Raw genomic sequence first — 22,964 nt, 5'->3', positions numbered from 1 at the left:
AAGAGCCGGCGCTCCCAGCAGGAACCGCGCTGCCTCGGCCTGCATTGATGTGACGCTTCCTTCGGGAGGAGACAACGATGCGCTGGACAATCAGTCCCAGAAGCAACCGATCGCGCAAGAGCATCGGTCCCGACCATGCCGACCACCACGATGCCCGTCAGGTGGACCTGCTCTGCATCATCGCTTTGTTGATCGTCATTGTCGGTGCCTGGCGCTATCTCGCCGACAGCACCGCCCTGCCCCCGCCGACGACGTCCTACATCGTGCCCAGCCAGAGCGTGCACTGGTGAGATTCACCCCTACCATCTCGGCCAAAAGATGAAATCGTCGCGCCGCGGCGGCGGATAGAGAGGAACGGGCTCCGGCGTCCGCGGGACGCGCCGGGCGCGCGGCGGCGGCTGATAATCCGTCTCTGGAGGGGCGCTCGCTTCGGCCGACACCGTCGCGTCGGCAGGAGGCGATCTCACCGCGAGCAGGACATTCGATTCCCGCGTTCGCCAGCGATAGCCGATCCCGAACTCCAGCGGCTGCGCACGCTCGAACAGCTTCGCATAGCTCCTCTGGTACATGTCCGGAAACTTGTCGATCGGCCCGGCGTAGCGTCCGAACGGCAGGAAACGCCAGGCCCGCGCCTCATAGCTCGCGAGCGGGATGCCGGAATCATCCTGGACGACGGTCGCACTGTTCTTGAGCAGCCAGCTGCGGACCCGTCCGAAGCCGTTCTCATGCAACAGATAGGACGCGCTCTTCAGCAGGCTGTCGCCTGGCCCCAGCGGCTCGCAGAACTTGAGCAGCCCACTCGCCTTCACGCCGGAATCGGAGAGATCGGTGGAGAAGTAATAGAGCGTCTTCACGACCCCGTCGGCGCCGGCGAACAGAATACGCGCGCCCTTTGTCGCATTGCGCGCCGGCGGCTCGGAGTTGCCGTGCAATCCGCCGTTCTCGTCCAACCAGATCAGGCTCGCCTCGCGGATCGTCTTGCCGGTGCGTGCCAGGAACACGTAGAGGATCGGCAAGGTCCCTTCGAGCTCGCCTTCGCGCAGGTCGACCTTCATGTCCTTGGTGATGAAGAAGGAGAAGCTCAGGATCGACTGCAACGAGCGTTCGACATAGGACAGTGCCGGGCCAATGCCGCCGCGCGGCAATCTGGACAGGTCCGGGATCGGGCCGGTTGGCTCGAGCGCCGCCAGGACATAGGTCGTTGCCTTCGGGTGAAAGGCGTCGGCATAGAGAAAATCCGGCCCCGAGAAGAAATAGAACATCGCCGGCTGCGGGGCCGTCAGATTGGCATCCGTCCAGGCCCTGATCTTCGACAACTGCCGCTGCTCGAGCTGATTGAAGGCGTTGTCGAAGAAAGCCGCGTGCCGCCGCCACGCCGGATCCTGTACGAAGGGCGCGAGTGGCGAGCCCGCCGCCGGCGCGATCCCCGCCAGCACCCGCGCCGTATCATCCGGCGTGATGGTCTGAGCCCGAGCCTCGAAGCTCGGGGCAAGCATCAGACATGCGACGGCGAACCAGACTCTCGAGACCCACAGCATTTCAATCCGAACCCGATGCGAGCGTTGCGGCGACACGGCGAGACCGCGCGTGAGCGAACCAATAGATCACCAGTCCCGACGCCATTGCGCCTGCGCCGAGCCCTGCCTGCAACGGCCGCGTCATGACGAGATAGTACATCATGAAGAAGGTCACGCTGAGGAAGATCAACGGCGTGACCGGATAGCCCCAGGCGCGATAGGGTCGCTGGAGGTCCGGCTGCGCGATGCGCAGCTTGAACAGTCCGACCACAGCGAGAAACGAGCAGGACAAGAGCGAGAACTGGACCAGGTCCAGCACCGCCTCAAAGCTCTCCGTGAACAGCATCAGGGTGGCCACCGTGAGCTGGAACAGGACGGCATAGGCCGGCGCCCCGTTGCGCGAGCGCCGCGCGAACACCGACAGCGCCGGAATGTCCTCGCCCATCGTCATCAGCACGCGCGGGCCGATCCACATCATCGCGGCGATGGAAGGAACCAGTCCGATGCAGATCATCGCGGCCACGAAGCGCCCGCCGGTCTCGCCGAAGATATGACTGCCCGCGATGCTTGCGACCTGGAGCTGGCCCGCGAGCGCGTCCATCGGTGCAGCCCGCAGGAAAACCGCGTTGAGCGCAATGTAGAGCACCAGAACGATCACGGTGCCCAGCAGCAGCGCGCGCGGCAAGGTTCGCTCAGGCGCATGCAACTCGCCGATGATGTAGGTCGCCGCGTTCCAGCCGGAGAACGCGTACATGACGAAAACCAGTCCAGTCGCGAACGCAGCGCTCGTCACGTGGCCGAGATCGGTCGCGGCCGGCAGGAACGTCACCGGTTGCGGGGCGGCAATGGTATAGCCGGCGATCAGGAAGGCGGTGATGAGCCCGAGCTTCAGCACGGTCGACAACAGCTGGAAGCGGCTCGACTGCCTGATGCCGCCGAGTTGCACTGCCGTCACGAGCCAGACTGCGCCCGTGGCGAGCAGCATCGGCGGAGCGCCCGGGATGACGGCACGGCCATATTCTCCGAACGCCATGGCCGCGAGTGCCACGGGCGCTGCGAAGCCCACGGTCGCCGAGACCCACCCGGCCATGAAGCCGATCGCCGGGTGGAACGCCCGCGTGAGCAAATTGTACTCGCCGCTGGAGCGAGGAAACATCGTGCCGAGTTCGGCGTAGGCCAGCGCCCCGCAGATCGACACCAGTCCGCCCACCGCCCACAGCGCCAGGATGGAGAAGCCGGATGGGATGTCGCGGACCTGGAAGCCGAGGCTGGTGAAGACGCCGACCCCGATCATGTCGGCGATGACGATGGCGGTCGCGACCGGCAAGGACACGGATGGAACCCGGTCGCCGTCCGCCCGGCCCAGGCTGGGATCGTCCGCCTCGGATGCAGCCATTTCGTCGAGGGACGCCGTGCGCCCCTTCCTCTGCCTCAGCCCAGGTTCCCGCCGAAGCATTCAAACATCGTTAACGGGCATTAAATATGACCTTCCTCAAGGGTATTTTTGAACCGATTTCGGCCGGGCCAGGCTGCGGCATTGCATCGGGCGGCCAAACGACCCACAATCGCGACACGTTCGCGTGGTGTGTCCCGGTGCGCCCGGGGTTGACCGGACACGATCCTTAACGCGACCTCAATTTCGGCGGCGCAGGTTGAACGAAATCCGCTGGTTGAAGAGCCGCGTTGGGGCTCGAACGCGTCTTTGGGGACGGATGATCGGGGAACACCAGAACGTCATGAGGTCTGTGCGCCAGGGCTTGCGCCTCTGGTGGCGCGCGGCATCGGCGCTGGCAATCTGTCTTTCCGTCACGCATTGCGGCAAGGCGCCGAATCCCGAGGCGTTGGCCGCCAACGCATCGACGGCCCAGGGGCTGACCTTCGACGACCGTTTTCCGGTACCTGAATTCAGCGACCGCTTCCCGTCCGCGCAGGAGAGCTTCCGGCTTCACACGCCCTCCGACTTCGCTTCGAAGCCCGCGCCCTCTCAGATCGCATCGCTGGAGCCGCAACGGCCGGAACGGCGGCAGCGTGAGGATCTGACGACCCTCGTCAGCATGAAGTCGTCGGCCTTTCCCTATTTCGGCAACAACCCAGCCTCCGACGCGCCGTTCCTGAACGTCAGCAACGGTGAGCGACGCGGCCACCGCAGCTTCTCCGGCCGCGTCTACTGGCAGGACCAGACCTACAACGACAGCCGCGTGCTGGTGCACGTCCCCGAACAGTTCGATGTGCGCAAGCCGGGCGTGATCGTCGTGTTCTTCCACGGCAACGGCGCCACGCTGGAGCGCGACGTGCGCGACCGCCAGTTGGTGCCGCAGCAGATCACGGCGGCCGGCGTCAACGCGGTGCTGCTCGCGCCGCAGATGGCCGTCGACGCCGCCGATTCGAGCGCCGGCAAGTTTTGGCAGGCCGGCGGCTTCAAGCGCTTCATGGACGAGGCTGCGGCCAGCCTCGCCCGCCTGACCGGCGATCCCGCGAGCGCGAAGACCTTCGCCGGCATGCCCATCGTGATCGTCGGCTACAGCGGCGGCTTTCTCCCTACGGCCTGGAGCCTCGAGGTCGGCGGCATCAGCGACCGCGTGCGCGGCGTGGTGCTGCTCGATGCGGTCTATGGCCAGCTCGACAAATTCGCCAACTGGATCGAGCGCAACCGCTCCGGCTTCTTCATCAGCTCCTACACCCGCTATACCGCGCGGCATGATCAGGAGCTGATGACCATGCTGCGCAATCGCGGCATCGAGGTCTCCGAGGGCATGGACCGGCCGCTGCGGCCGGGCAGCGTCGTCTTCGTCGAGACCGACGAGGGCATCACCCATCGCGACTACGTCACGCAGGCCTGGACCCGCCAACCGATCAAGGACGTGCTGATGAAGATGGCGGCCGCCCAGCCGCCGATCCGGATTGCGGCCGGAGCCCAGGATAGTTCGAACCGTGTGTCGAGCCGCTGAGCGGGCAGCCGACGCCGCGCTTCAGGATTTCGGCAGCTTCGGCATGTTCTCGACGAAGCCGTTGAAGCAGGCGAGCCGCTCGTCCTCTTCCTTGGTGAACTTGCAGTCGGCGACGGTCTTGGCCTTCATCGCTTTCGGCTTGGCTGCCGGAGGAATGACGGCGTCATAGCAGTTCAGCCGCTCCTTGGTTCCGTCGTCGATGTCCAGGCAGGCCTGGAGCTTGACGGCTGCCGATTGCGGCTTGGCCGGCGCGGCGGCGGCGGTCTTCGTTCCCTTCGGCTTGACCTGCACCAGCGGGCGGTCACCGACCATCGGCGCGCTCTGGGCCAGCGCAGGGGTGCACAGCAGCACTGCGGCCAAGCTCAACATCATCTTCTTCATGCCATATCTCTCTTGTCCGACCCGTGGGCACGCGAGGACGTCCGCCGATGCTACTCGCCGGCCGAGGCAGAATCCACGCCCCCGGCAGCCCCCCAACGACATCGGCCTTTAATCCGGTCGGACCGGTCTTGCCAAGCGTCAACCCGCTGCTCGGGCCGGAACCGCGATCTGCGCGCGCTGGCGGCTGGCCAGGATCGCCAGCAATGCCAGGGTCAGGAACATCAGGGCGACGTAGCCGGTGGTGCCGAGCAGGTCGCGTGCAAACAGGCTGCCGCCGATCGCGGAGCCGATGGCCTGGCCGATATAGAGCACGGACGTGTTGAGCGACACCGAGGCCGAGGCGAGCGGCGGCGCGGCTGCCACCAGCCGAACCTGCTGCATCGAATTGGTGGACGCAAACCCCAGCCCCCAGATCGCGACCGCCACCGCCATCAGGACGTAGGTGCCGGCCGCCAGCGTCCAGGCCGATACGCCGGCGAACATCAGGCAGGTGAACAACAGCGACGTCCGATAGGCCCCCCAGCCATCGACGATCCGGGTTGCGATGACGACGCCGAGAAAGCCGCAGGCGCCGTAGATCGCGAACACCAGCCCGATCTGGTTGGAGTCGGCGCCGGTCAGGCGCTTCAGCAGCGGTCCCATGAAGGTGAAGATCACGAACTGTCCCGACATCTGCAGGGTCGTGACCAGGAGCAGCAGCACCACCAGGCGGTTGCGGCCGAGCTCGGTCCAGGTCTTCAACGCGACCGGCGCGCCCTTCAGGCCGGATGGCAGGCGCCATGTCAGCAGCACGAAGCTGACCGCGCCGGCCGCAGCGACCGCGAGATAGGCGGCCCGCCAACCGGAATGACTGCCGATGAAGGTGATCATGGGCAGCCCCACGGCGGCCGCCAGCGACCAGCCGAGGAAGACATAGGCGATGGTGCTGCCGCGCTTCTCGACCGGGCTGATCAGCGCCGCGGTCCCGGCGGCCTGCGGTGTATAGAGAGCGCCGACCGCGAGCATCACCAGGCGCAGCGCCAGCAGGCTCGCATAGTCCGGCGCAAACGCCGAGGCGAAATTGCCGAGCGTGAGCACCAGGAGTGTCGCCGCCAGCAGACGGCGCCGGTCGAAGCGGCTCGTCAGCCAGGCGGTCAAGGGCGAGCAGATACAGAGCACCACCGCGCCGAAGGTGATCAGCAGCCCCGCCGTCTGAATTCCGACGGCGAGATCCGAGGCGAGCTCCGGCAGCAGGCCAGCGGGCGCCAGCACCGAGCAGCCAGTGACGAGATTGCCGAGCATGAGCGAGGTCGGCGCAAGGCGCCCGGAAGCGGAAGCGGATGTCATCGCGCCTCAATAGCAGAGAATTTCATGCATTTGCATGAAAATGTCTCATGCCGTCCATGACTTTCTCTCGTCCTCCTCCCTTGTCCTGGCCGCTATTCTCGTCAGCGCGCGGGGGCAGGCTGCGCCGCCGAGGCCTGCGGCGAGGGAATCTGCCTCCAGGGAACCGGCGTGCCCGTCGGACGGACGATAGCCTTGGACGGCGGGCAGCTCTCGGTCAGCATCTTCAGAGCAGATTGCAGGCCTTCGCTGCTCACCGGAAATGTCGAGACATTGCGACGCGCAACATTCAACAGGGAATCGCTCAGCTCGGCAGACGGCATCAAGGACAGCGTTTTCACCTGGCTTGCATTCAGGAACACGCCCCAAGTCTCGCGATCGCCGGACCGCCGCGGCGGCGAGAGGAAATTGAGCCGCAGATCTCCGCTCGTCATCGCCAGCGGAGCCGGCGGCGGGCCGGCCGGCGCGATGCGCTCGACGTCGAGCTCAAAGCGGTCCTGATCGAAGCAGACCATCTGCAAGCGCGTGGTCTGGAACGTGCTCTCACCCTCCTTGCGTGCGAGAATGGTCTTGTAGGCAATCCCACGGCTGGCGGTCTCGAACATCCAGGGGCTTTCGACCCGCTGCCGCCGGTCGAGCGCGAAGCGCGCAATCTCCTCCCGCGTCAGGATGCGCATGCTCTCGAACGGGATAGACCGCGCCACCGTGAGCAGAGCGGGATCCGCGCCGAGCCTGGTGATGTAGTCGAGCACCATCTTGTCGGCCCGCGCCATCGCCTGCTGCATTGCCTGCGCCCGCATCTCGCGGGTCGGGACGCCGCCGGTGAAGTTCAGGATGACGCGCGGCGAATGCACCGCGAGCGTCGCATCCGCTGCGATCTCGCGCGTGGGCGCGCCGAGCAGCAGGTAGGGACAGGCCGAATTACAGATCGCCCCTCGGGTCCAGACCTCGCCGTGCAGTTCGCGCCCGGACAGCTTCAGCTTGGTGCAAGCGTCGCCCTCCTGAGGCTCGAAGCCGCACTCGCGCAAGGTGGTGCGTCCCACCCGCACGGCGGCCTTGCGCTCGCGCAGCATGTCGCCGATGGCGAGCGCCTGCTGCAGATTGCCGCCTGGCGAATTGAAGTAGATCGGCAATCGGCGCTCCCCGATCTGCTTCATGAACTTGCGAAACCGCGCGGCGGCGCTGCCGTCGATCTTGCCTTCGGCGGCGATCCAGCTGTCACAGCCATGTCCGCAGACATCCGAGGAGCCCTTGACGAGCGCGAATGCGATCGGCGTGGAGCCGTCTGCGATCCGCGGCGGCGACGCCCGGCGCACAGCCGGCTTGGACTCCGTGGCGGGCCTGACCGGGGTGGCCGGCCTCGCCTGTGCCGCGGGCTTTGGCTGGGCCGCCGGCCTCGTCATCGTCGGAGCGGCCGCGAGCGGCGACAGGCTCGACAGCACGCACATGATCAGCGCGGCCCCGACATGCGCGCCACCCCGCCGAAAAAGAGAGAGCGGCGCCTCCCCTGCAGACTCCATCGCCAAACGCGTCCCCACGCCCCGAACACTTGAAGTTGTATCATACCGGCCCGCGGCGGCAATCACCGCATCGCCCCGTCGGCCGCAATTGGCCGGTTTTCCCCTCCCTCCCCGGGTTGCAGCCTCCGAATCCCCTGCTATACCCCTTGCTCCCGCTTACCTGCGCTCGTTCGCAGGAGTGAGCTCAAGGAGAGACCCATGCCTGATTCCAAATCGCCCGACGCGAAATCCGCCGCCGACCAGTCCAAGCCCGGCTTCCAATACAGCCTCAGCAACCTGAAGCCCGCCGCCCCGGTCGAGAAGATCACCATCAGCTTCCCCGACGGCGCCCGCCGCGAATATCCCAGAGGCACCACCGGCTTCGACATCGCCAAGGGCATCTCGCCCTCGCTCGCCAAGCGCACCGTCGCGATGGCGCTGAATGGCGACCTCGTCGACCTCATCGATCCCATCACCGAGGACGCCAAGCTCGAGCTCGTCGACCGCGACGACCCGCGCGCGCTGGAGCTGATCCGGCACGACTGCGCGCACGTGCTTGCGGAAGCCGTGCAGGCGCTGTGGCCCGGCACCCAGGTCACGATCGGCCCCGTGATCGAGAACGGCTTCTATTACGATTTCTTCCGCAACGAGCCGTTCACCCCCGAGGACTTCGCCGCGATCGAGAAGAAGATGCGCGAGATCATCGGCCGCGACAAACCCTTCACCAAGGAGGTGTGGGACCGCGAAAAGACCAAGCAGGTGTTCCGCGACAAGGGCGAGGCGTTCAAGGTCGAGCTGGTCGATGCCATTCCCGGCAGCGAGCCGATCAAGATCTACTACCAGGGCGACTGGTTCGACCTGTGCCGCGGCCCGCACATGACCTCGACCGGGAAGATCGGCAACGCCTTCAAGCTGATGAAGGTGGCGGGCGCCTATTGGCGCGGCGATTCCAACAATCCCATGCTGACCCGCATCTACGGCACCGCCTTCGCCAAGCAGGAGCAGCTCGACGCCTATCTGAAGCAGATCGAGGAGGCCGAGAAGCGCGACCACCGCAAGCTCGGCCGCGAGCTCGACCTGTTCCACTTCCAGGAGGAAGGCCCGGGCGTCGTGTTCTGGCATCCGAAAGGCTGGAGCATCTTCCAGGCGCTGATCGCCTACATGCGCCGGCGCCTCGCCGGCGAGTATGACGAGGTGAACGCGCCGCAGATCCTCGACAAGTCGCTGTGGGAGACCTCGGGCCACTGGAACTGGTATCGCGAGAACATGTTCGCGGCGCAGTCCGCCGGCGACGAGGCCGAGGACAAGCGCTGGTTCGCGCTGAAGCCGATGAACTGCCCGGGTCACGTGCAGATCTTCAAGCATGGCCTGAAGAGCTACCGCGACCTGCCGTTGCGGCTCGCGGAGTTCGGCGTCGTGCATCGCTACGAGGCTTCCGGCGCCATGCACGGCCTGATGCGCGTGCGCGGCTTCACCCAGGACGACGCGCACATCTTCTGCACGGAAGATCAGCTCGCCGACGAATGCCTGAAGATCAACGACCTCATCCTGTCGACCTACTCGGATTTCGGCTTCGAGGGCGAGCTGACGGTGAAGCTGTCGACCCGGCCGGACAAGCGCGTCGGGACCGACGAGATGTGGGATCACGCCGAGCGCGTGATGGCGACCGTGCTGAATGAGATCAAGGCGCAGAGCAACCACATCAAGACCGAGATCAATCCGGGCGAAGGCGCGTTCTACGGGCCGAAGTTCGAATACGTGCTGCGCGACGCCATCGGCCGCGACTGGCAGTGCGGCACCACGCAGGTCGACTTCAACCTGCCGGAGCGGTTCGGCGCGTTCTACATCGACGCCGACGGCGCCAAGAAGGCGCCGGTGATGGTACACCGCGCGATCTGCGGCTCGATGGAGCGCTACATCGGCATCCTGATCGAGCACTACGCCGGCAGCTTCCCGCTGTGGCTGGCGCCGACCCAGGTCGTCGTCACCACCATCACCTCGGAGGGCGACGAATATGCCAAGCAGGTGCTGGCGGCGCTGCGGCGGGCGGGACTGCGGGCCGAGATCGATCTGCGCAACGAGAAGATCAACTACAAGGTCCGCGAGCATTCGCTGCAGAAGATCCCGGCTTTGCTCGTCGTCGGCAAGAAGGAGGCCGAGACGCATTCGGTCTCGGTCCGCCGGCTCGGCCGCGACGGCCAGACCGTGATGCCGACGGCGGACGCCATCGCGGCGCTGGTCGACGAGGCGACGCCGCCCGACGTGCGGCGCCGCCAGCGCGAGGCGGCCTGAGGTCAGCCTATCCCCGCATAAGCGGGCCGACACGCGGGAACGGTATTCCCGCATGTCGCTTGCGTTGACCCGATCAACACGTTCCCTCGCCGTCATTGCGAGCGCAGCGAAGCAATCCAATGTCTTTCCACAGGGACAGTCTGGATTGCTTCGCTGCGCTCGCAATGACGCGGGGATAGATCTTGCGCCCGCATGGGCCGGCTGTCGCGAGCGGCTACGCTGACAGAGTGGCAACGACATCAACGGAATCTCCGTCTTTGCCCGCCGCCTGCAGCGCCACCTCGGCGCATTCGGCCATGTAGAGAAACATCGTCGCGAGCATCCGCTCGATCGCCTCGCGGCCGCGCGGCAGGATGGTGATGGCGTCGGTGCCGCGGGCGAGCAGGCCCTTCTCTTCCGCATCGCGCAGCAGTGTCAGCACATGCTTGCGCGACACCGAGAAGCGCGTCGCCAGGGCGTTGATGGAGAGCGGCACGGGTTCATCCGGCGGGAACGGCTGCTCGGGCCCTGCGCCCTGGGCCAGGCTGAACAGGATCACCATGCCGGCTGTGCGCTCGGCAAACGGCTCCAGCTCGGGCGCGCCGTCGAGGACGCGCAGGCCGGCGATGAAGCGGCGGCCGAGCTCGAGCACGAAGGTCTTCACGAAGGCCGGATCGTTCAGCGCCGTCCGATAGACCACGGCGGCCGGAAGTACCGCGCTCATCGCGTCGAACTGCACGCCCCAGCGCTCCCGATGCAGCGCGATCAGCTTGTCGGTCGGCACCAGCGGACGCCGGCGACGGTCGAGATTGGCGGCGGACGCGACCAGCCCGGCCGCGCGCATCAGCGCCAGCATCGCCTCGCAGCGGCCGCCACTGCACAGATCGAGTCTGGCGCACATCTCCTTCATGGCGCCGACGGTCAGGCCGAGCTCGCCGTCGCGCTGCTCGGCGAAATGCAGGTACAGCGCGACATGCGGAAACAGCGCCCTCGCCCGATCGCTCAGCAACGCATTGAGGATGCGGTCGCCGCGGTAGAGCTGGACCGCGGCTGCGGTCGAGGCTCGCATCGCCGCGGCGAAGCCGGGGGCGCCGCGCAGCCGCAGTACGGCATCAGGTGAAGGTGTCAGCGCTGTCATTCCCACTGCAAGGCTGGTGCCCGGCCGGCCGCGAGCTGCGGTCGCCAGCGTCATCTTTTTACCGATCCACCCCAACTTCCACAATTGCCGGCGCCAGGCCGGGCTGCGGACCGATGGCCGCAGCCCGTACGACCGGCGCCGCCGCACCAGGCGAAAGATGGCCGGCTTCACGTCACGGCTGCACGCCGGCTCGAGCAAAGGGTCCGCCTGCGGCCGCGGCAGCACGCGGTAGAACCGATCAAAACGCCGTGCCGTGATCTCGTTGCGGGCGGGGGCGCATGCTATCTGTCGCGGATGCAACCAACGAGACCTGACGACGTGACCGACGCGATTGAACTCCTGAAGACCCGCCGCTCCGTGAAGCCGCGCGAGATGAGCGGTCCCGGCCCCTCGCCCGCCGAGCTCGACACCATCCTGACCATCGGCGCCCGCGTGCCGGACCATGGCAAGCTCGCGCCGTGGCGCTTCATCGTGTTCGAGGGCGACGGCCGGCGCCGCGCCGGCGAAGTCATTGCATCCGCCTTCGCCAGGAAGAACCCGCAGGCGACCGCTGCCGAGCTGGAGGTGGAGAAGAACCGCTTCATGGAAGCGCCGCTTGTGATCGGTCTCGTCAGCTTCACCCGGCCGCATCCCAAGGTGCCGGCCTATGAGCAGGAGCTGTCGGCCGGCGCCAGCGCGATGAACATCCTGACCGCGGCCACCGCGCTCGGCTATGGCGGCTGCTGGCTGTCCGGCTGGTTCATGTTCGACCGCGACGTGATGGACGGGCTCGGCCTGAAGCCGGAGGAGAAGCTCGCAGGTCTCATTCATATCGGCAAGCCGACCAAGCCGAGCGAGGACCGCCCGCGCCCGGCGCTGGCGGACATCGTGACGCGGTTCTGAGCGCGACAATCTCCGCTGTCGTCCCTGCGAACGCATGCGAACGCAGGGACCCATAACCACCGGCGGCAGTCGCGACACAAGCTCGTTCGACACCATCCGTCACCACATCTTCCTGGGGTTATGGATCCCGGATCGGCGCGCGCCTACGGCGCGCTTGTCCGGGACGACGGTTGAGGGTGTGGCGGCCGTCATCCCATCACGCCGCCTTGGACGATCGCCCACCGAACTGCGCCAATAGCCCCGCGATCTCCGAGGCCGGCTTGGCGGCGCTGAACAGATAGCCCTGGACCTGGTTGCAGCCTTCGGCGCGCAGCCAGTCGAGCTGATCCGATGTCTCGACGCCCTCGGCGGTGGTGATGATGTTGAGACTCCTGCCGAGGCCGGAGATGGCGCGGACGATGGCGAGGCAGTCGGAGCGCTGCGCGAGGTCCTTCACGAAGGAGCGGTCGATCTTGATCTTATCGAACGGGAAGCTGCGGAGATAGCTGAGGCTGGAATAGCCGGTGCCGAAATCGTCCATCGAGATGCGGATGCCGAGCTGGCGCAGCTGATGCAGCGTCGCCAGATTGGCCTCGGTCTCCGCCAGCAGGATCGACTCGGTGATCTCGAGCTCGAGCCGCTCCGGCGCCAGCGCCGACTGTGCCAGCGCCTGCACCACGACCTGCACCAGATTGCGGCTGCGGAACTGCACCGCCGAAAGGTTCACCGCCACCTTGATGCCATCGGGCCATCGCGCCGCCTCGTGACAGGCCTCGCGCAGCACCCATTCGCCGAGCGGCACGATCAGGCCAATGTCTTCGGCCACGGGGATGAAGTCGGCCGGCGAGATCATGCCCTTGTCGGGATGGCGCCAGCGCAGCAGGCATTCGAAGCCGGAGATCGCGCCGGTCGCGACGTCGACCAGCGGCTGGTAGTGCAGCTCGAATTCGCCCTGCGCGAAGGCGCGGCGCAAATCGTGCTCCATGTCGCGGCGCTTCTGCGCCTGGCGGTCCATCTCCTTTTCGAAGAACCGATGCACGCGGCCGCCGTCCTGCTTGGCGCGGTACAGCGCCATGTCGGCGTTCTTCATCAGTTCCTCGCAGCTCGCGCCGTCGCCCGGCGACAGCGCGATGCCGATGGAGGCACCGATCACGAGCTCATTGCCGTCGATGTCATAGGGCGCGCTGAGCGCCGCGATCAGACGCGCGGCGCTCTCGCTGGCGTCATCGGCGCCGCCCTGACGGATGATCACCGCGAACTCGTCACCGCCGAGCCGCGCCGCCAGCTTGCCGCCATGCATCTGCTGCGTCAGGCGGCCCGCGACCGCCTGCAGCAGCCGGTCGCCCATCGGATGGCCGAAGGAATCGTTGACGGTCTTGAACAGGTCGAGGTCGATGCACATCACCGCGATGCGCCTGTCCGCCGACAAGGCGCCGTCGAGCTCCTGCGTGAGGCGCTGCTGGAAGAATTCGCGGTTCGGCAGGCCGGTCAGCCCGTCATGGTGCGCCATGTAGGCGATGCGCGCCTCGGCGCGGCGGCGCTCGGTGATGTCGACGATCGCGACCAGCACGCCGTCGCGGCCATCGAAGCTGATCTCGCGGCCATAGGTCAGCACCTCGATCTCGCTGCCATCAGCCTTGCGATGGCGCCAGTCGCGGTGAAACAGATCGCCGTCGGCGAGCCGCAACAGCGCGTCATCGAGGCTTTCCCATTCGCCCGGCGGCCAGAGATCCCAGACGTTCATGCACAGGAGATCGGCCCGGCCATAGCCATAGTGCCCGACCATCGCGTCGTTGACGTTGAGGATCTGCGCGGTCTTGGCGTCGAGGATGCACATCGGCACCGGATTGGCGTCGAACAGCAGCCGGAACGAGGCCTCGCGCCGCTTCAGCGCGGTCACATCGGCAATGGTCAATGAGATGATGTCGCCGAAGGCGTGGGCGCCGAGCCTGAGACTGCGCGCTTCGCTGTCGAGCTCGAACTGGTCGCTTCGCCCGTGCGTGACCACGTCGAACAGCCGCGCCATCACCTCGGGCGTGCACAACATGTTGCCGCCCTGCTTCAGCCGATGCCATTGCAGCGTCGCCGACGGCAGCCTGAGCAGGTCAGCGGCCGCGCGATTGTGATGGACCACCTGGAAATCGCAGGGCATGCCGACGCTGTCGCGGATGGTCGCGAGCGAGACGACGCCGTCATCGGTCGTCGAGAAGATCGCGTCGAGCAGATTGTACTGCGTGGCACGCTCGTTGACGTAGGTCCCGACCAGCGTGCTGCCCCACCGCGAATTGGTCGGCAACGCCAGGACGTCATAGCTGCGGACCATGCCGTCGCGCACGCAATGCGCAGAAGCGAGATAGGGCTGGCCGCTGGCGAGCGCGCAATTGGCGGCCTCCACCAGCACGGTGGCGCAATCCGGCGACACGGCTTCGACCGCGACGTCCCAGCGTTCGTCCTGCAGCCATTGCTGGACGTAGCGGCCGCTGCGCGAAATCTGCAGGCTGCCGTCGTCGTTGTTGAGCACCGCGATGTGATCGGCGAGACGGCCGAGGCTGCCCAGCATCACGTCCTCGTAGCGCGGCAGGCGCTGCCCTGGCCTCAACGCGGCCTGCCATTTGCGCCTGAGTACCGGGATGTCGTCAAAGAGATCGCTGCTGATCGTTGTCAACGCCTTGGTCGTCGCGGCACTCATCATTCCCACTCGATCGCCCACCCTGTAGGTCCCGGCGGTATCTGAAGCAGACGCGGCTTTAACGAGCTGTAAATGCATTGGCTTCGCGCATGGCGCGCAGCGATTGTGACAGTTTTAAGTGGTTCCATGGTTATCGCGCATTAGCGACTGTGACAGCGTCGCTTCATCGCCGCTGTGCCAACGAGAGGGAGATACGGCACGGATGCGGATGTGACTGCGCGATCTCGCGACACGATCTGCCCGAGTTTTGCTGATCGAACCGCCCTCTTCAAACAGAGGGCGCAGGGAGAGCCGGACCTCGACTGAGGCCCGTGGCCCGCCTGCGAAAAAAATGCAGGCGGCAGGTACCACAGGTCAGCCGGAAACCCGGCCCTCCCTGCGCGATGGCTTTAACGGCTGCTTCGCGTTCTCCCTGGTGCGCCGGGCTTTCTGGCCACCATCCCCACGCAAGGCGAAGCCTCAACGTGAGTTGATATCAGCATCGGGATATCAGGACCGCGCGACTTGACCGTGCGCAGCAGATCGTTCGTCGGCACGAGAGACCCCGCGCTGCAATCCACCACGCCCACCGCTCCCCGCCTCGCGTCTCGTGACGACCGCGATACGCCCCTCATCTCGAGGCGGGATGCGCGGAAAGATCCACCTGATTTGCCCGACGACGCAAGGACTAATAACTGCGACAAAGTAACCCGACGGGCAGACGTCGCGAGTTTAGCGAGTCGTGTCGCGCACCACTGCTTCGACGATCACCGCCGTCGTCCCGGCCTTGAGCGGGGACCCATAGCCACCGGCCGCGGCGAGGCGGGCCGCTGACAGCTACGTCCCCGATAGCATCCGCGGTATGGGTCCCGGCGTTCGCCGGGACGACACCGTTGGTGGAACGCGATCCTGCAAAAACTCTGCGCTCGCATCACTCCTGCTCCAGACGAATGCCTGCGTCGCTGAGCGCCTCCATGAGCCGCTCGATGTCCTCGGATGCGACGGTGTTGCCTGGACAGATCTCATTCAGCTCGTCGAACGTGATCCATCCCTTACGCTCACCGATCGCGATGGCATGGCGGATGATGTCGGATATCTGCATGCGGCTCTCCCCGGAGATGGGTTCTCATCAATAGCGGGGAGAGTCGGTTTGCCCCTGCAGGCTTTCGCGCGTCCTACCGCGCCAGCACCTCGACCTCGCCGTCGACGCCGTTGACGACGCTGAAGGAGCGCTCGAACACCTTGCCTTCGTTCTTGGCGATGGCGCGGTAGTCGCCTTCGGACAGCACGACCTTGGGGAAGGCGCCGATCGATTCCTTGATCACGTCGCCGCCGGGGTTGATGACCGACCAGGCGGTGTTGGCGAGCGCCTCGCCGCCCTTGTCGGAGACGAGCTTCAAGGTGATGACCGCGGCACGGTGCGTCACCGTGACGTCGGTGAGCTTGCCGGCCTGGACGCGGATGTCGGAGCGCACCACCGAGTTCGCGTCGCCATAGTTGGAGACGATGTAATAGGTGCCTTCCGGCAGCATCAGCATGTCGCCGGCGGCGACGTTCGGCACCAGCGGCGCCCGCTCGCGGCCGTCGAACTGGCTGCCCTTGTAGATGGCGAACGAGATCTGGTTCTGCGGGATCTTGCTGCTGCCGACCCTGCCCTCGAGGCGCAGGCCGCCGGCCGGCAGCACGAAGGATTCGCGATCGGTCTCCGTCTTCAGGTTCACCGACCTGACCGCGCTGACGAGGCCGAGCGCGACATGCACGACATAGGTGCCGGGCGGCAGCACGATGTTCGGCGTCGGGCCGCGATCCTCGCGCAGCATCTTGAAGGCGCCGGATTCGTCCGGCCGGTCGGCGAACACGCGCCAGACCAGACCGCCATTGATGTTCGGCAGGTCCTTGCCGAACCGCGCCGACAGCGACAGCACGCCCTGATTGGGAGTCGCGGCCGGCGGAGCGGCCACCGGCGGGATCGCGGCCGGCGCGCCGGGGGGGATCGCGGCGACCGGGGGTCCCGGCAGCGCCTGCGGGGCCGGCGGCGGAATGGGCCCGGCGGCGGGGCCGGAGGGTGGCGCCAGGCTGACCGCCGCCCCGGGATCAGGCACTGAGGCCGGCGGAACCGGCGGCGGCCGGTCGCCGAACAGTTGCGCCGCGGCCGGCGACATCACGAAACCGGTCAGCGGGCACGACAAGGCGAGCACAAGCCATAGCCGCCCGCTGCGCCGGAATCTGGTGAACCCGCGACCTGTCGTCATCGTCCTGCTTTTGACCGAAAACGCGGCAAATTCAAGCCTCTACTCAACCTTCCCTGAGGAACCGCGCGAACGGCGCGCGACCTGGTCGCGTTCTCGGGCGCCTGAGCGCCCGCGGCGCGCAGTCTGCCCGGCGGAGCGTTCAAATCAGCGGCATCCGGCACTCCCGTCGACCCGGCATAAAGGATGCTTCTGGTAGGCTGGTGCTAGGCTGTCATGCGTCATGAGTCCGTTGCCGACTCGTTGCACACAGTATGCGTAGGCGTGGAGATCGTGGTGCTGGATATTCTGAAAGGACGCCGTGCGAGCGGAACCGAAGGTTCCGATGTCGGTCTCGGGACGATCCGCAAGCCGGTGATCGGGCTGGCGCTGGGTGGCGGCGCGGCGCGCGGCTTTGCCCATATCGGCGTCATCCGGACCCTGATGGCCCACGGCATCGTGCCCGACGTCGTGGTCGGCACCTCGATCGGCGCCGTGGTCGGCGGCGCCTATGCGGCCGGCCAGCTCGATACCCTGGAGGAATGGGCGCGCAGCCTGCAGATGCGCAACATCCTCGGCTATCTCGACATCCGCCTCAATGGCTCCGGCCTGATCGGCGGCGAGAAGCTCGCCGCCCAGCTCGAAGCATCGCTCGGCCGCGTCACCATCGAGGAGCTGCCGATGAAGGTCGCGACGGTGGCAACCGAGATTCGCACAGGGCACGAGATCTGGCTGACCCATGGCAGCCTGGTCGATGCGATGCGCGCCTCCTATGCCCTGCCCGGCATCTTCGCGCCGGTCCTGATCGGCGACCGCTGGCTGGTCGACGGCGCGATGGTCAATCCGGTGCCGGTGTCGGCGGCGCGGGCGCTCGGCGCCGAGATCGTGATCGCCGCCAACCTGTCCAGCGACGTGTTCACGCATTCGACAACGATCTACGCGCATGGCCAGCCGGTCCAGGTGCCGGAGACGGTGATGGAAAGCACGCCGCCGAAGCGGCGCTTCCGCAGGCTGTTCTCGCCGGAGCGCGCGGTGAAACGGCAGTTCTTCGGCGAAGGCGGCCGGCCGGGCATCTCGTCGGTGATGGTCGACGCCTTCAACATCATGCAGGACCGCATCACCCGTGCGCGCCTCGCCGGCGACCCGCCGGACCTGCTGATCTCGCCGCGCGTCGGCCAGATCGGCTGGTTCGACTTCCACCGCGCGGCCGACCTCATCGCGTTCGGCACAAGGGCGGCCGAACGTGCGCTGGATTCAATCCAGGAGGCGATCGGCGCAGTCACGCCGACCGGCGGCGGAGCGACTACGCCGTCTTGATATACTGGCGGAGCGCTTCCTGCTCGGTCTCGTATTCCTGGACGCGCCACTTCACGACGTCGCCGATCGAGATCAGGCCGACCACGCCGCCCCCCTCGATCACCGGCAGATGGCGGAACTTGCCGTTGGTCATCATCTCCATGATCGAGGCGACCGTGTCCGCCGGCTTGCAGCTCACCACCCGCCGCGTCATCACGTTCGACACCGGCTCGGTCAGCGCCGCGGCGCCGCGCTCGCCGAGCGCGCGGACGATGTCGCGTTCCGAGAGGATGCCCTCCATCCGGCTGCCCGACATCACCAGCACCGCGCCGATCTTGCGCTCGGCGAGCCGCTTGGCAGCCTCGGCGAGTGTGGTCTGGGACTCGACGCTCTCGACCTGGTGGCCCTTGATGTCGAGGATCGCACGTACTGTCATTGCTCGTCTCCTTGAAAGGCCGGTGCGCCTTCTTGAACGAGGCGTCGTTGCGGCCGATGCTTCCAGCGATCGTCAGTCAAGCGAGTCTTCAATCAACAGTCTGGCAGCGCAACCGATCCAACGCATCCGGCCCGACCGCGTCTGATCCAACGCAGCGGATCGCGTTGTGGTTGCAACGCCCTTCGCAGGCCTGCCGCATGGCACAAAAGGGCCTGCTTTCGTTCGCCCGGAATCGTGTCCCGGTTGTGGTGGACGCAAATGATGAATGAAATCACCCGCGCTCGCAAGCGCAGGATCGCGGCAACTAATGGTCGGCCGCGTCGGACGGCAACGCAGGTGCAGCATCGCCACGCGCATGCGGGATGGGATCGAACAGCGCAAACAGGATCAGTCCGGCGATGAAGCCGCCGATATGCGCCTGCCAGGCGACGTCGGCGCCCTCGGCGCCGGGCGTGATGCCGCCGATGCCGAACACGATGTTGACGCCGAACCACACCGCCAGGAAGCCGAGGACCCGCGGATTGCGCAGCGCACGCGACAGCGACAGCGCCGGCACCCTGGCCGCCGCATCGGCATCGCCGCGGGTGAACGACAGGAAGCTGCCGCTCACGAAGGCAAAGCGCATCGCCGCCGCCATGGTGCCGGACACGGAGGCCGAGGCGCCGATCATCGGCGCCAGCGCGTGCTCATGGGTGAGCAGATGAGCCAGCGCACCGGCCGCCGCCGTCACCGCCAGGAACAGATAGAACCTGAGCGCTCCGAAGCGGCGCGCGAGCGCGCTGCCGAACGGCAGCAGCCACAGCACGTTGAAGCCGATATGCGCCAGATTGGCGTGCAGCAGCGAGTAGCTGAAAAAGGTCCAGATCTTGGCCGGCGTGCCGCCGGGAAACGCCCCGTCCATCAGGGTCTGGTCGTATCGTTTCGGGACAAAGGCGAACAGGTCGATGATCCCTGCGTTCCACTCGTCCGGCAGCAGCACGCGCAGATGGATCACCGCGATCAGCAGGATGTAGGCGGTCAGTGCGCCCGGCAGATTGAGGATCGGCTCCCGCGCCTGCTGGAGCGGCGGATCCTGCGTGAGGTCTGACGAGGAGGAATCCAACGGAACGCACGCCTTCGACGAGAGGAACAGATCCGTCAGATAGGCGGCTTTGGCCGGCCTGCGCAAGCGCACGGCGGCAGAGTTGATGTGTGGGGCGGAGGCAGCGGAGGCGAAAGGGCGACGGATCCGCCAAAAGAACGAGGGAGGGTCCTGAGAAGACCCTCCCTCCGAGACTTGCCGGCCTTTGCCGCGTCCGGAGCGCCCGGGGTTGTTGTCCCCACCCCGCCCCGTCGCGACGACCAGACTTGTTTGACGCCGCCTGCGTGTACCTCACCGTATCGCGGCGGACCTTGCACCGTCCGGCCGCGATCTGATGAACGCATTGTTAACGATCGCCGGGACGCCGCCAAGCTCATCGTTAATTTAACCTTAACGCGCGGAAGGCCGGGGTAAAGCCGGCACGATCGCACCATCGGCATGGACGCTGCACCACCCCTCCTGCGAAAATCAACCAGGGAGGCGCCTGGACGAAAGCGGGACAGCAATGTCCCCCGTGACGTCGAGGGGCGCGAGGGGTTACCGAGATGAAACATCCGTCCAATCGCGAGCTCTTCGCCTATTGGAACGACAGGCGCGGCCATGCCAAGGCGCCGGAGCGCAGCGACTTCGAGCCGTCGGCCGTGCGCGAGCTGCTCGGCGACATCTTTGTCCTGTCCTGCGATGCGGACAGCGGCTTTCCGTTCCGCATGGCCGGCACGCGGCTGTGCGCCCTGCTCGGCGGCGACGTCAAGGACAGCAGCTTTCCGGCGCAGTTCGCGCCGGCCAGCCGCCGCGAGATCGAGGAGATCACGGCGGTGGTCTGCGAAGAGACGCTGCCCGCGATCGCCGGCGTGACGGCGCAGGCGCCGGATCGCACGACCGCGCATTTCGAACTGCTGCTGCTGCCGTTCGCGACCCGCGCGCATGAGCCGATCAGCCTGACCGGCCTGCTCGCCCCGTTCGAGACGCCAAGGGGCGCGCTCGGCCCGCTGGAGATGGTGTCCTGGCGCTATATCCATCCGCCGGTCGAGCCGATCGTGCCGCGCGCGCTGCGCAAGCTCGCGCTCGCCCGCGGCCTGATGGTGTATGAGGGACTGCGCTAACTTCCTGCAGATGCGTGTCCCGTAAGCCTTGTCGGGGCCCCAGCTCTCTCCCCGTCATTGCGAGCGCATCATCCGGACAAGGCCCGGAATGACGGAGAGAGCCGTCATCAGCGGCAATGCTCGTCTTGCGCGAACAAGATGAACGCCTGCGGTGCTGCGATAACGCTGAATTAACCGTGCAGGACTTAGTTTCAACACTGGATCATCCGGCACGCTAAGAGCCGGCTTTGAGTGGCGAAACATGGCGTTGCCGAACAAAAAACTCTCTCTTCCGGCCGCCGAGGAGCGCCGCCGTTTCCAGCGGGTCAAGGTCCACCTGCTCGGCCGCTACATGCTGCCCGACCGGCGCGAGTTTCCCTGCCAGGTGATCAACATGTCGCCGGGCGGGCTGGCGCTGCTCGCACCCGGCATCGGCAATGTCGGCGACCGCGTGATCGCCTATCTCGACCATATCGGCCGCGTCGAGGGCAAGATCACCCGCATCATCGACAACGGCTTCGCGATGACGATCGGCGCCACCGCGCGCAAGCGCGACAAGCTCGCCGCGCAGCTGACCTGGCTCGCCAACCGCGACATCCTCAACCTGCCGGAGGATCGCCGCCACGACCGTATCATTCCGCGCAACCCGATCGCGGTGCTGACGCTCGAGGACGGCACCAAGATGACCTGCCGCATCATCGACATGTCGCTGTCGGGCGCGGCGATTGCGGCGGAGACCAGGCCGCCGCTGAAATCGCAGGTCATGCTCGGCCGCGTCCAGGCGCGCGTGGTGCGAAATCTCGAAGGCGGCTTCGCGATCGAGTTCATGCACGCCCAGCTCGCCGAAACGCTCGAAGACAGCGTTACCGCGCGGTAAAGCCGCAAGCCTCTGAAATCCCGCAACTTCACGGAGCACACGGCGTCCGCCACCACGGGCGCCGTGTGGCGTTCGGCCATCGCACAGGCAGTCCAGCGCAGTTAATGGTTGGCGGGAAAAGCGCACGGGACCCTGCAACGGCAGCGGTTCCCGGCTTAATGCCGCGCATTCGATTCAACCGCGAATGATTCAAATTTTAGCTAGATTCGATTCAAGTGAAAGTCGAATAAGCCCTTTGTTTTACTTGGATTTGCGTCAAATCCATCGTGGCGATTTAGCGGCAGCGAAAAATCTTTGTGAGACAGATGGTCCCAACGAAAACGGGGGCCAAAATGGTCAAGCGGACGGGACAGGCAACAGGGTGGGCGGTCGCAGCCTTCCTGATGGCGATGGGCGGGGTGGCGCATGCCGGTGATGACCGGGTGCTCTATGCGAGCCTGGGCGACACCGCACGGGCGCCGATCGGCTGGGTCGAGTTCTGCACCGAGACCCCCGAGGAATGCCGCGGCGGCGCGTCGCAGCCCCGCGACATCGTGCTGTCCCAGACCGCCTGGCGCGATCTGCTAAAGGTCAATCGCTGGGTCAACGAGAACGTCAAGCCGATCACCGACATGGACCATTGGGGCGTGGTCGAGAAATGGTCGCTGCCGACGGATGGCTACGGCGACTGCGAGGATTACGTGCTGTTGAAGCGCAAGCTGCTGATCGATGCCGGCTGGCCCCGCGAGGCGCTGCTGATCACGGTGGTGCGCGACAAAAAGGGTGAAGGACATGCCGTCCTCACCGTGAAGACCGACAAGGGTGAGTACGTGCTCGACAATCAGAACGAGAACGTCGTCGCCTGGACCGAAACCGGCTACCGCTTCGTCAAGCGGCAGTCGCAGAGCGACCCGAACGTGTGGGTCTCGCTCGGCGACGGTCGCCCGGCAGTGGCCACCGCCAGCGCCAGAGAACGCTAAGGCGTCCGCGAGCGCTGATCAGAGAGGCGAGACACGAATTCGAGTTACGCGACCCGGTCACATCCCCACCCCTCCCCGTCCCAGACCGGTTCGCGCGCGGCCAGGCCTCCCCCAAGGCCTGGCCGCAACTTTTTTTGCCGGCGGATTTTGCCGAAAAACACGTGATTTCAATTGGATTTAGGTGCCAATCGATCTTCGCTCGCTGACATCTGGCGACCGAACCTTGACGGAACATGGCACCGGGGACGGGGAAAATTCGGGGAATGTGTTCCCGGCATGTTCTCGCTCTTGCCATGCCGGCGTCGCGGTGAGATGTGGCGCCATGAAAGGTGATCAGGTCCGCATCATCCCGCGCAGCCCCGAGGGGATTCCCGACACCGGTAGCTTCGAGGCGCGCTT

General features: G+C 66.2%; 19 protein-coding genes. 8 read left to right on the top strand and 11 right to left on the bottom strand.

The features are described from left to right. Window positions 1-77: 77 nt before the first annotated feature. The gene (locus tag ACQR1D_RS11045; RefSeq protein ID WP_315801048.1) at window positions 78-290 is read left to right on the top strand and encodes a hypothetical protein; all 213 of its coding nucleotides are present in this window, start codon (window positions 78-80) and stop codon (window positions 288-290) included. Window positions 291-299: 9 nt separating this feature from the next. On the opposite strand, the gene ACQR1D_RS11040 is transcribed toward ACQR1D_RS11045, so the two are convergent. Further along, entirely contained in the window at window positions 300-1,538 is a 1,239-nt protein-coding gene (locus ACQR1D_RS11040; RefSeq protein WP_434838375.1) for a hypothetical protein, read from the bottom strand. A 1-nt stretch (window position 1,539) separates the two neighbouring features. Continuing rightward, on the bottom strand, window positions 1,540-2,913 hold the full coding sequence (locus ACQR1D_RS11035) for an APC family permease (RefSeq protein WP_434838376.1): 1,374 nt from the start codon (window positions 2,911-2,913) through the stop codon (window positions 1,540-1,542). Between the two features lie 340 nt (window positions 2,914-3,253). On the opposite strand from ACQR1D_RS11035, the gene ACQR1D_RS11030 reads away from it, so the two are divergent. After that, on the top strand, window positions 3,254-4,465 hold the full coding sequence (locus ACQR1D_RS11030) for an alpha/beta hydrolase (protein WP_434838377.1): 1,212 nt from the start codon (window positions 3,254-3,256) through the stop codon (window positions 4,463-4,465). Between the two features lie 21 nt (window positions 4,466-4,486). On the opposite strand, the gene ACQR1D_RS11025 is transcribed toward ACQR1D_RS11030, so the two are convergent. The 3 genes from ACQR1D_RS11025 to ACQR1D_RS11015 form a co-directional block, all read right to left on the bottom strand. Continuing rightward, on the bottom strand, window positions 4,487-4,846 hold the full coding sequence (locus ACQR1D_RS11025) for a hypothetical protein (RefSeq protein ID WP_315801052.1): 360 nt from the start codon (window positions 4,844-4,846) through the stop codon (window positions 4,487-4,489). Window positions 4,847-4,984: 138 nt separating this feature from the next. Further along, entirely contained in the window at window positions 4,985-6,172 is a 1,188-nt protein-coding gene (locus ACQR1D_RS11020; RefSeq protein ID WP_434838378.1) for an MFS transporter, read from the bottom strand. Window positions 6,173-6,273: 101 nt separating this feature from the next. Next, window positions 6,274-7,689 carry a hypothetical protein gene (locus ACQR1D_RS11015; protein WP_434838379.1) on the bottom strand — a complete coding sequence of 472 codons (1,416 nt, stop codon included), beginning with the start codon at window positions 7,687-7,689 and terminating at the stop codon, window positions 6,274-6,276. 198 nt (window positions 7,690-7,887) lie between these two features. Here ACQR1D_RS11015 and thrS point away from each other — a divergent pair, with 198 nt between their 5' ends. Then, on the top strand, window positions 7,888-9,960 hold the full coding sequence (gene thrS / locus ACQR1D_RS11010; protein ID WP_434838380.1) for a threonine--tRNA ligase: 2,073 nt from the start codon (window positions 7,888-7,890) through the stop codon (window positions 9,958-9,960). 214 nt (window positions 9,961-10,174) lie between these two features. On the opposite strand, the gene ACQR1D_RS11005 is transcribed toward thrS, so the two are convergent. After that, entirely contained in the window at window positions 10,175-11,083 is a 909-nt protein-coding gene (locus ACQR1D_RS11005) for a hypothetical protein (protein WP_434838452.1), read from the bottom strand. 312 nt (window positions 11,084-11,395) lie between these two features. Here ACQR1D_RS11005 and ACQR1D_RS11000 point away from each other — a divergent pair, with 312 nt between their 5' ends. Further along, window positions 11,396-11,959, top strand: coding sequence for a nitroreductase family protein (locus tag ACQR1D_RS11000; RefSeq protein ID WP_315801054.1), 564 nt, complete (start codon window positions 11,396-11,398; stop codon window positions 11,957-11,959). A gap of 196 nt (window positions 11,960-12,155) precedes the next feature. Here ACQR1D_RS11000 and ACQR1D_RS10995 read toward each other — a convergent pair whose 3' ends face one another. The 3 genes from ACQR1D_RS10995 to ACQR1D_RS10985 form a co-directional block, all read right to left on the bottom strand. After that, complete coding sequence (locus ACQR1D_RS10995; RefSeq protein WP_434838381.1) at window positions 12,156-14,627, bottom strand: putative bifunctional diguanylate cyclase/phosphodiesterase; 2,472 nt, start codon at window positions 14,625-14,627, stop codon at window positions 12,156-12,158. Between the two features lie 910 nt (window positions 14,628-15,537). Continuing rightward, window positions 15,538-15,708, bottom strand: coding sequence for an RNA polymerase sigma factor region1.1 domain-containing protein (locus tag ACQR1D_RS10990; protein ID WP_315801056.1), 171 nt, complete (start codon window positions 15,706-15,708; stop codon window positions 15,538-15,540). A 73-nt stretch (window positions 15,709-15,781) separates the two neighbouring features. Next, the gene (locus ACQR1D_RS10985) at window positions 15,782-16,858 is read right to left on the bottom strand and encodes a hypothetical protein (RefSeq protein ID WP_434838382.1); all 1,077 of its coding nucleotides are present in this window, start codon (window positions 16,856-16,858) and stop codon (window positions 15,782-15,784) included. A 273-nt stretch (window positions 16,859-17,131) separates the two neighbouring features. Between ACQR1D_RS10985 and ACQR1D_RS10980 the strand changes: the two genes are divergently transcribed. Continuing rightward, window positions 17,132-18,151: a patatin-like phospholipase family protein gene (locus ACQR1D_RS10980; RefSeq protein ID WP_434838383.1), complete on the top strand. Its 1,020-nt coding sequence runs from the start codon at window positions 17,132-17,134 to the stop codon at window positions 18,149-18,151. Here ACQR1D_RS10980 and ACQR1D_RS10975 read toward each other — a convergent pair. Together ACQR1D_RS10975 and ACQR1D_RS10970 are read right to left on the bottom strand one after the other, a co-directional pair. Then, the gene (locus ACQR1D_RS10975; protein ID WP_315801059.1) at window positions 18,138-18,566 is read right to left on the bottom strand and encodes a CBS domain-containing protein; all 429 of its coding nucleotides are present in this window, start codon (window positions 18,564-18,566) and stop codon (window positions 18,138-18,140) included. The genes ACQR1D_RS10980 and ACQR1D_RS10975 overlap by 14 nt on opposite strands. A gap of 304 nt (window positions 18,567-18,870) precedes the next feature. Beyond that, window positions 18,871-19,668, bottom strand: a complete 798-nt coding sequence (locus tag ACQR1D_RS10970) for a rhomboid family intramembrane serine protease (protein ID WP_316176998.1) — start codon at window positions 19,666-19,668, stop codon at window positions 18,871-18,873. Between the two features lie 524 nt (window positions 19,669-20,192). Between ACQR1D_RS10970 and ACQR1D_RS10965 the strand changes: the two genes are divergently transcribed. From ACQR1D_RS10965 to ACQR1D_RS10955, 3 genes are all read left to right on the top strand, one after another. Beyond that, window positions 20,193-20,750 (top strand): PAS domain-containing protein, encoded by a 558-nt coding sequence (locus tag ACQR1D_RS10965; RefSeq protein WP_434838384.1) that lies wholly within the window; start codon window positions 20,193-20,195, stop codon window positions 20,748-20,750. Between the two features lie 241 nt (window positions 20,751-20,991). Beyond that, window positions 20,992-21,606 (top strand): PilZ domain-containing protein, encoded by a 615-nt coding sequence (locus ACQR1D_RS10960; RefSeq protein WP_315801062.1) that lies wholly within the window; start codon window positions 20,992-20,994, stop codon window positions 21,604-21,606. Window positions 21,607-21,938: 332 nt separating this feature from the next. Further along, the gene (locus ACQR1D_RS10955; protein ID WP_434838385.1) at window positions 21,939-22,565 is read left to right on the top strand and encodes a transglutaminase-like cysteine peptidase; all 627 of its coding nucleotides are present in this window, start codon (window positions 21,939-21,941) and stop codon (window positions 22,563-22,565) included. The last annotated feature ends 399 nt before the right edge of the window (window positions 22,566-22,964 follow it).

The organism is Bradyrhizobium sp. HKCCYLRH2047 (assembly GCF_051168175.1).
Classification (GTDB): domain Bacteria; phylum Pseudomonadota; class Alphaproteobacteria; order Rhizobiales; family Xanthobacteraceae; genus Bradyrhizobium.
This window is presented reverse-complemented; position numbering and strand designations above follow the sequence as displayed.

Coding starts and splice junctions, on each gene's coding strand:
- ACQR1D_RS10955 (WP_434838385.1), top strand. CDS start 21,939: ATGGTCAAGCGGACGGGACAGGCAACAGGGTGGGCGGTCGCAGCCTTC.
- ACQR1D_RS11035 (WP_434838376.1), bottom strand. CDS start 2,913: ATGGCTGCATCCGAGGCGGACGATCCCAGCCTGGGCCGGGCGGACGGC.
- ACQR1D_RS10975 (WP_315801059.1), bottom strand. CDS start 18,566: ATGACAGTACGTGCGATCCTCGACATCAAGGGCCACCAGGTCGAGAGC.
- ACQR1D_RS11045 (WP_315801048.1), top strand. CDS start 78: ATGCGCTGGACAATCAGTCCCAGAAGCAACCGATCGCGCAAGAGCATC.
- ACQR1D_RS10995 (WP_434838381.1), bottom strand. CDS start 14,627: ATGAGTGCCGCGACGACCAAGGCGTTGACAACGATCAGCAGCGATCTC.
- ACQR1D_RS10960 (WP_315801062.1), top strand. CDS start 20,992: ATGGCGTTGCCGAACAAAAAACTCTCTCTTCCGGCCGCCGAGGAGCGC.
- ACQR1D_RS10965 (WP_434838384.1), top strand. CDS start 20,193: ATGAAACATCCGTCCAATCGCGAGCTCTTCGCCTATTGGAACGACAGG.
- thrS (WP_434838380.1), top strand. CDS start 7,888: ATGCCTGATTCCAAATCGCCCGACGCGAAATCCGCCGCCGACCAGTCC.
- ACQR1D_RS11030 (WP_434838377.1), top strand. CDS start 3,254: ATGAGGTCTGTGCGCCAGGGCTTGCGCCTCTGGTGGCGCGCGGCATCG.
- ACQR1D_RS11015 (WP_434838379.1), bottom strand. CDS start 7,689: ATGGAGTCTGCAGGGGAGGCGCCGCTCTCTCTTTTTCGGCGGGGTGGC.
- ACQR1D_RS10985 (WP_434838382.1), bottom strand. CDS start 16,858: ATGACGACAGGTCGCGGGTTCACCAGATTCCGGCGCAGCGGGCGGCTA.
- ACQR1D_RS11025 (WP_315801052.1), bottom strand. CDS start 4,846: ATGAAGAAGATGATGTTGAGCTTGGCCGCAGTGCTGCTGTGCACCCCT.
- ACQR1D_RS10990 (WP_315801056.1), bottom strand. CDS start 15,708: ATGCAGATATCCGACATCATCCGCCATGCCATCGCGATCGGTGAGCGT.
- ACQR1D_RS11040 (WP_434838375.1), bottom strand. CDS start 1,538: ATGCTGTGGGTCTCGAGAGTCTGGTTCGCCGTCGCATGTCTGATGCTT.
- ACQR1D_RS11020 (WP_434838378.1), bottom strand. CDS start 6,172: ATGACATCCGCTTCCGCTTCCGGGCGCCTTGCGCCGACCTCGCTCATG.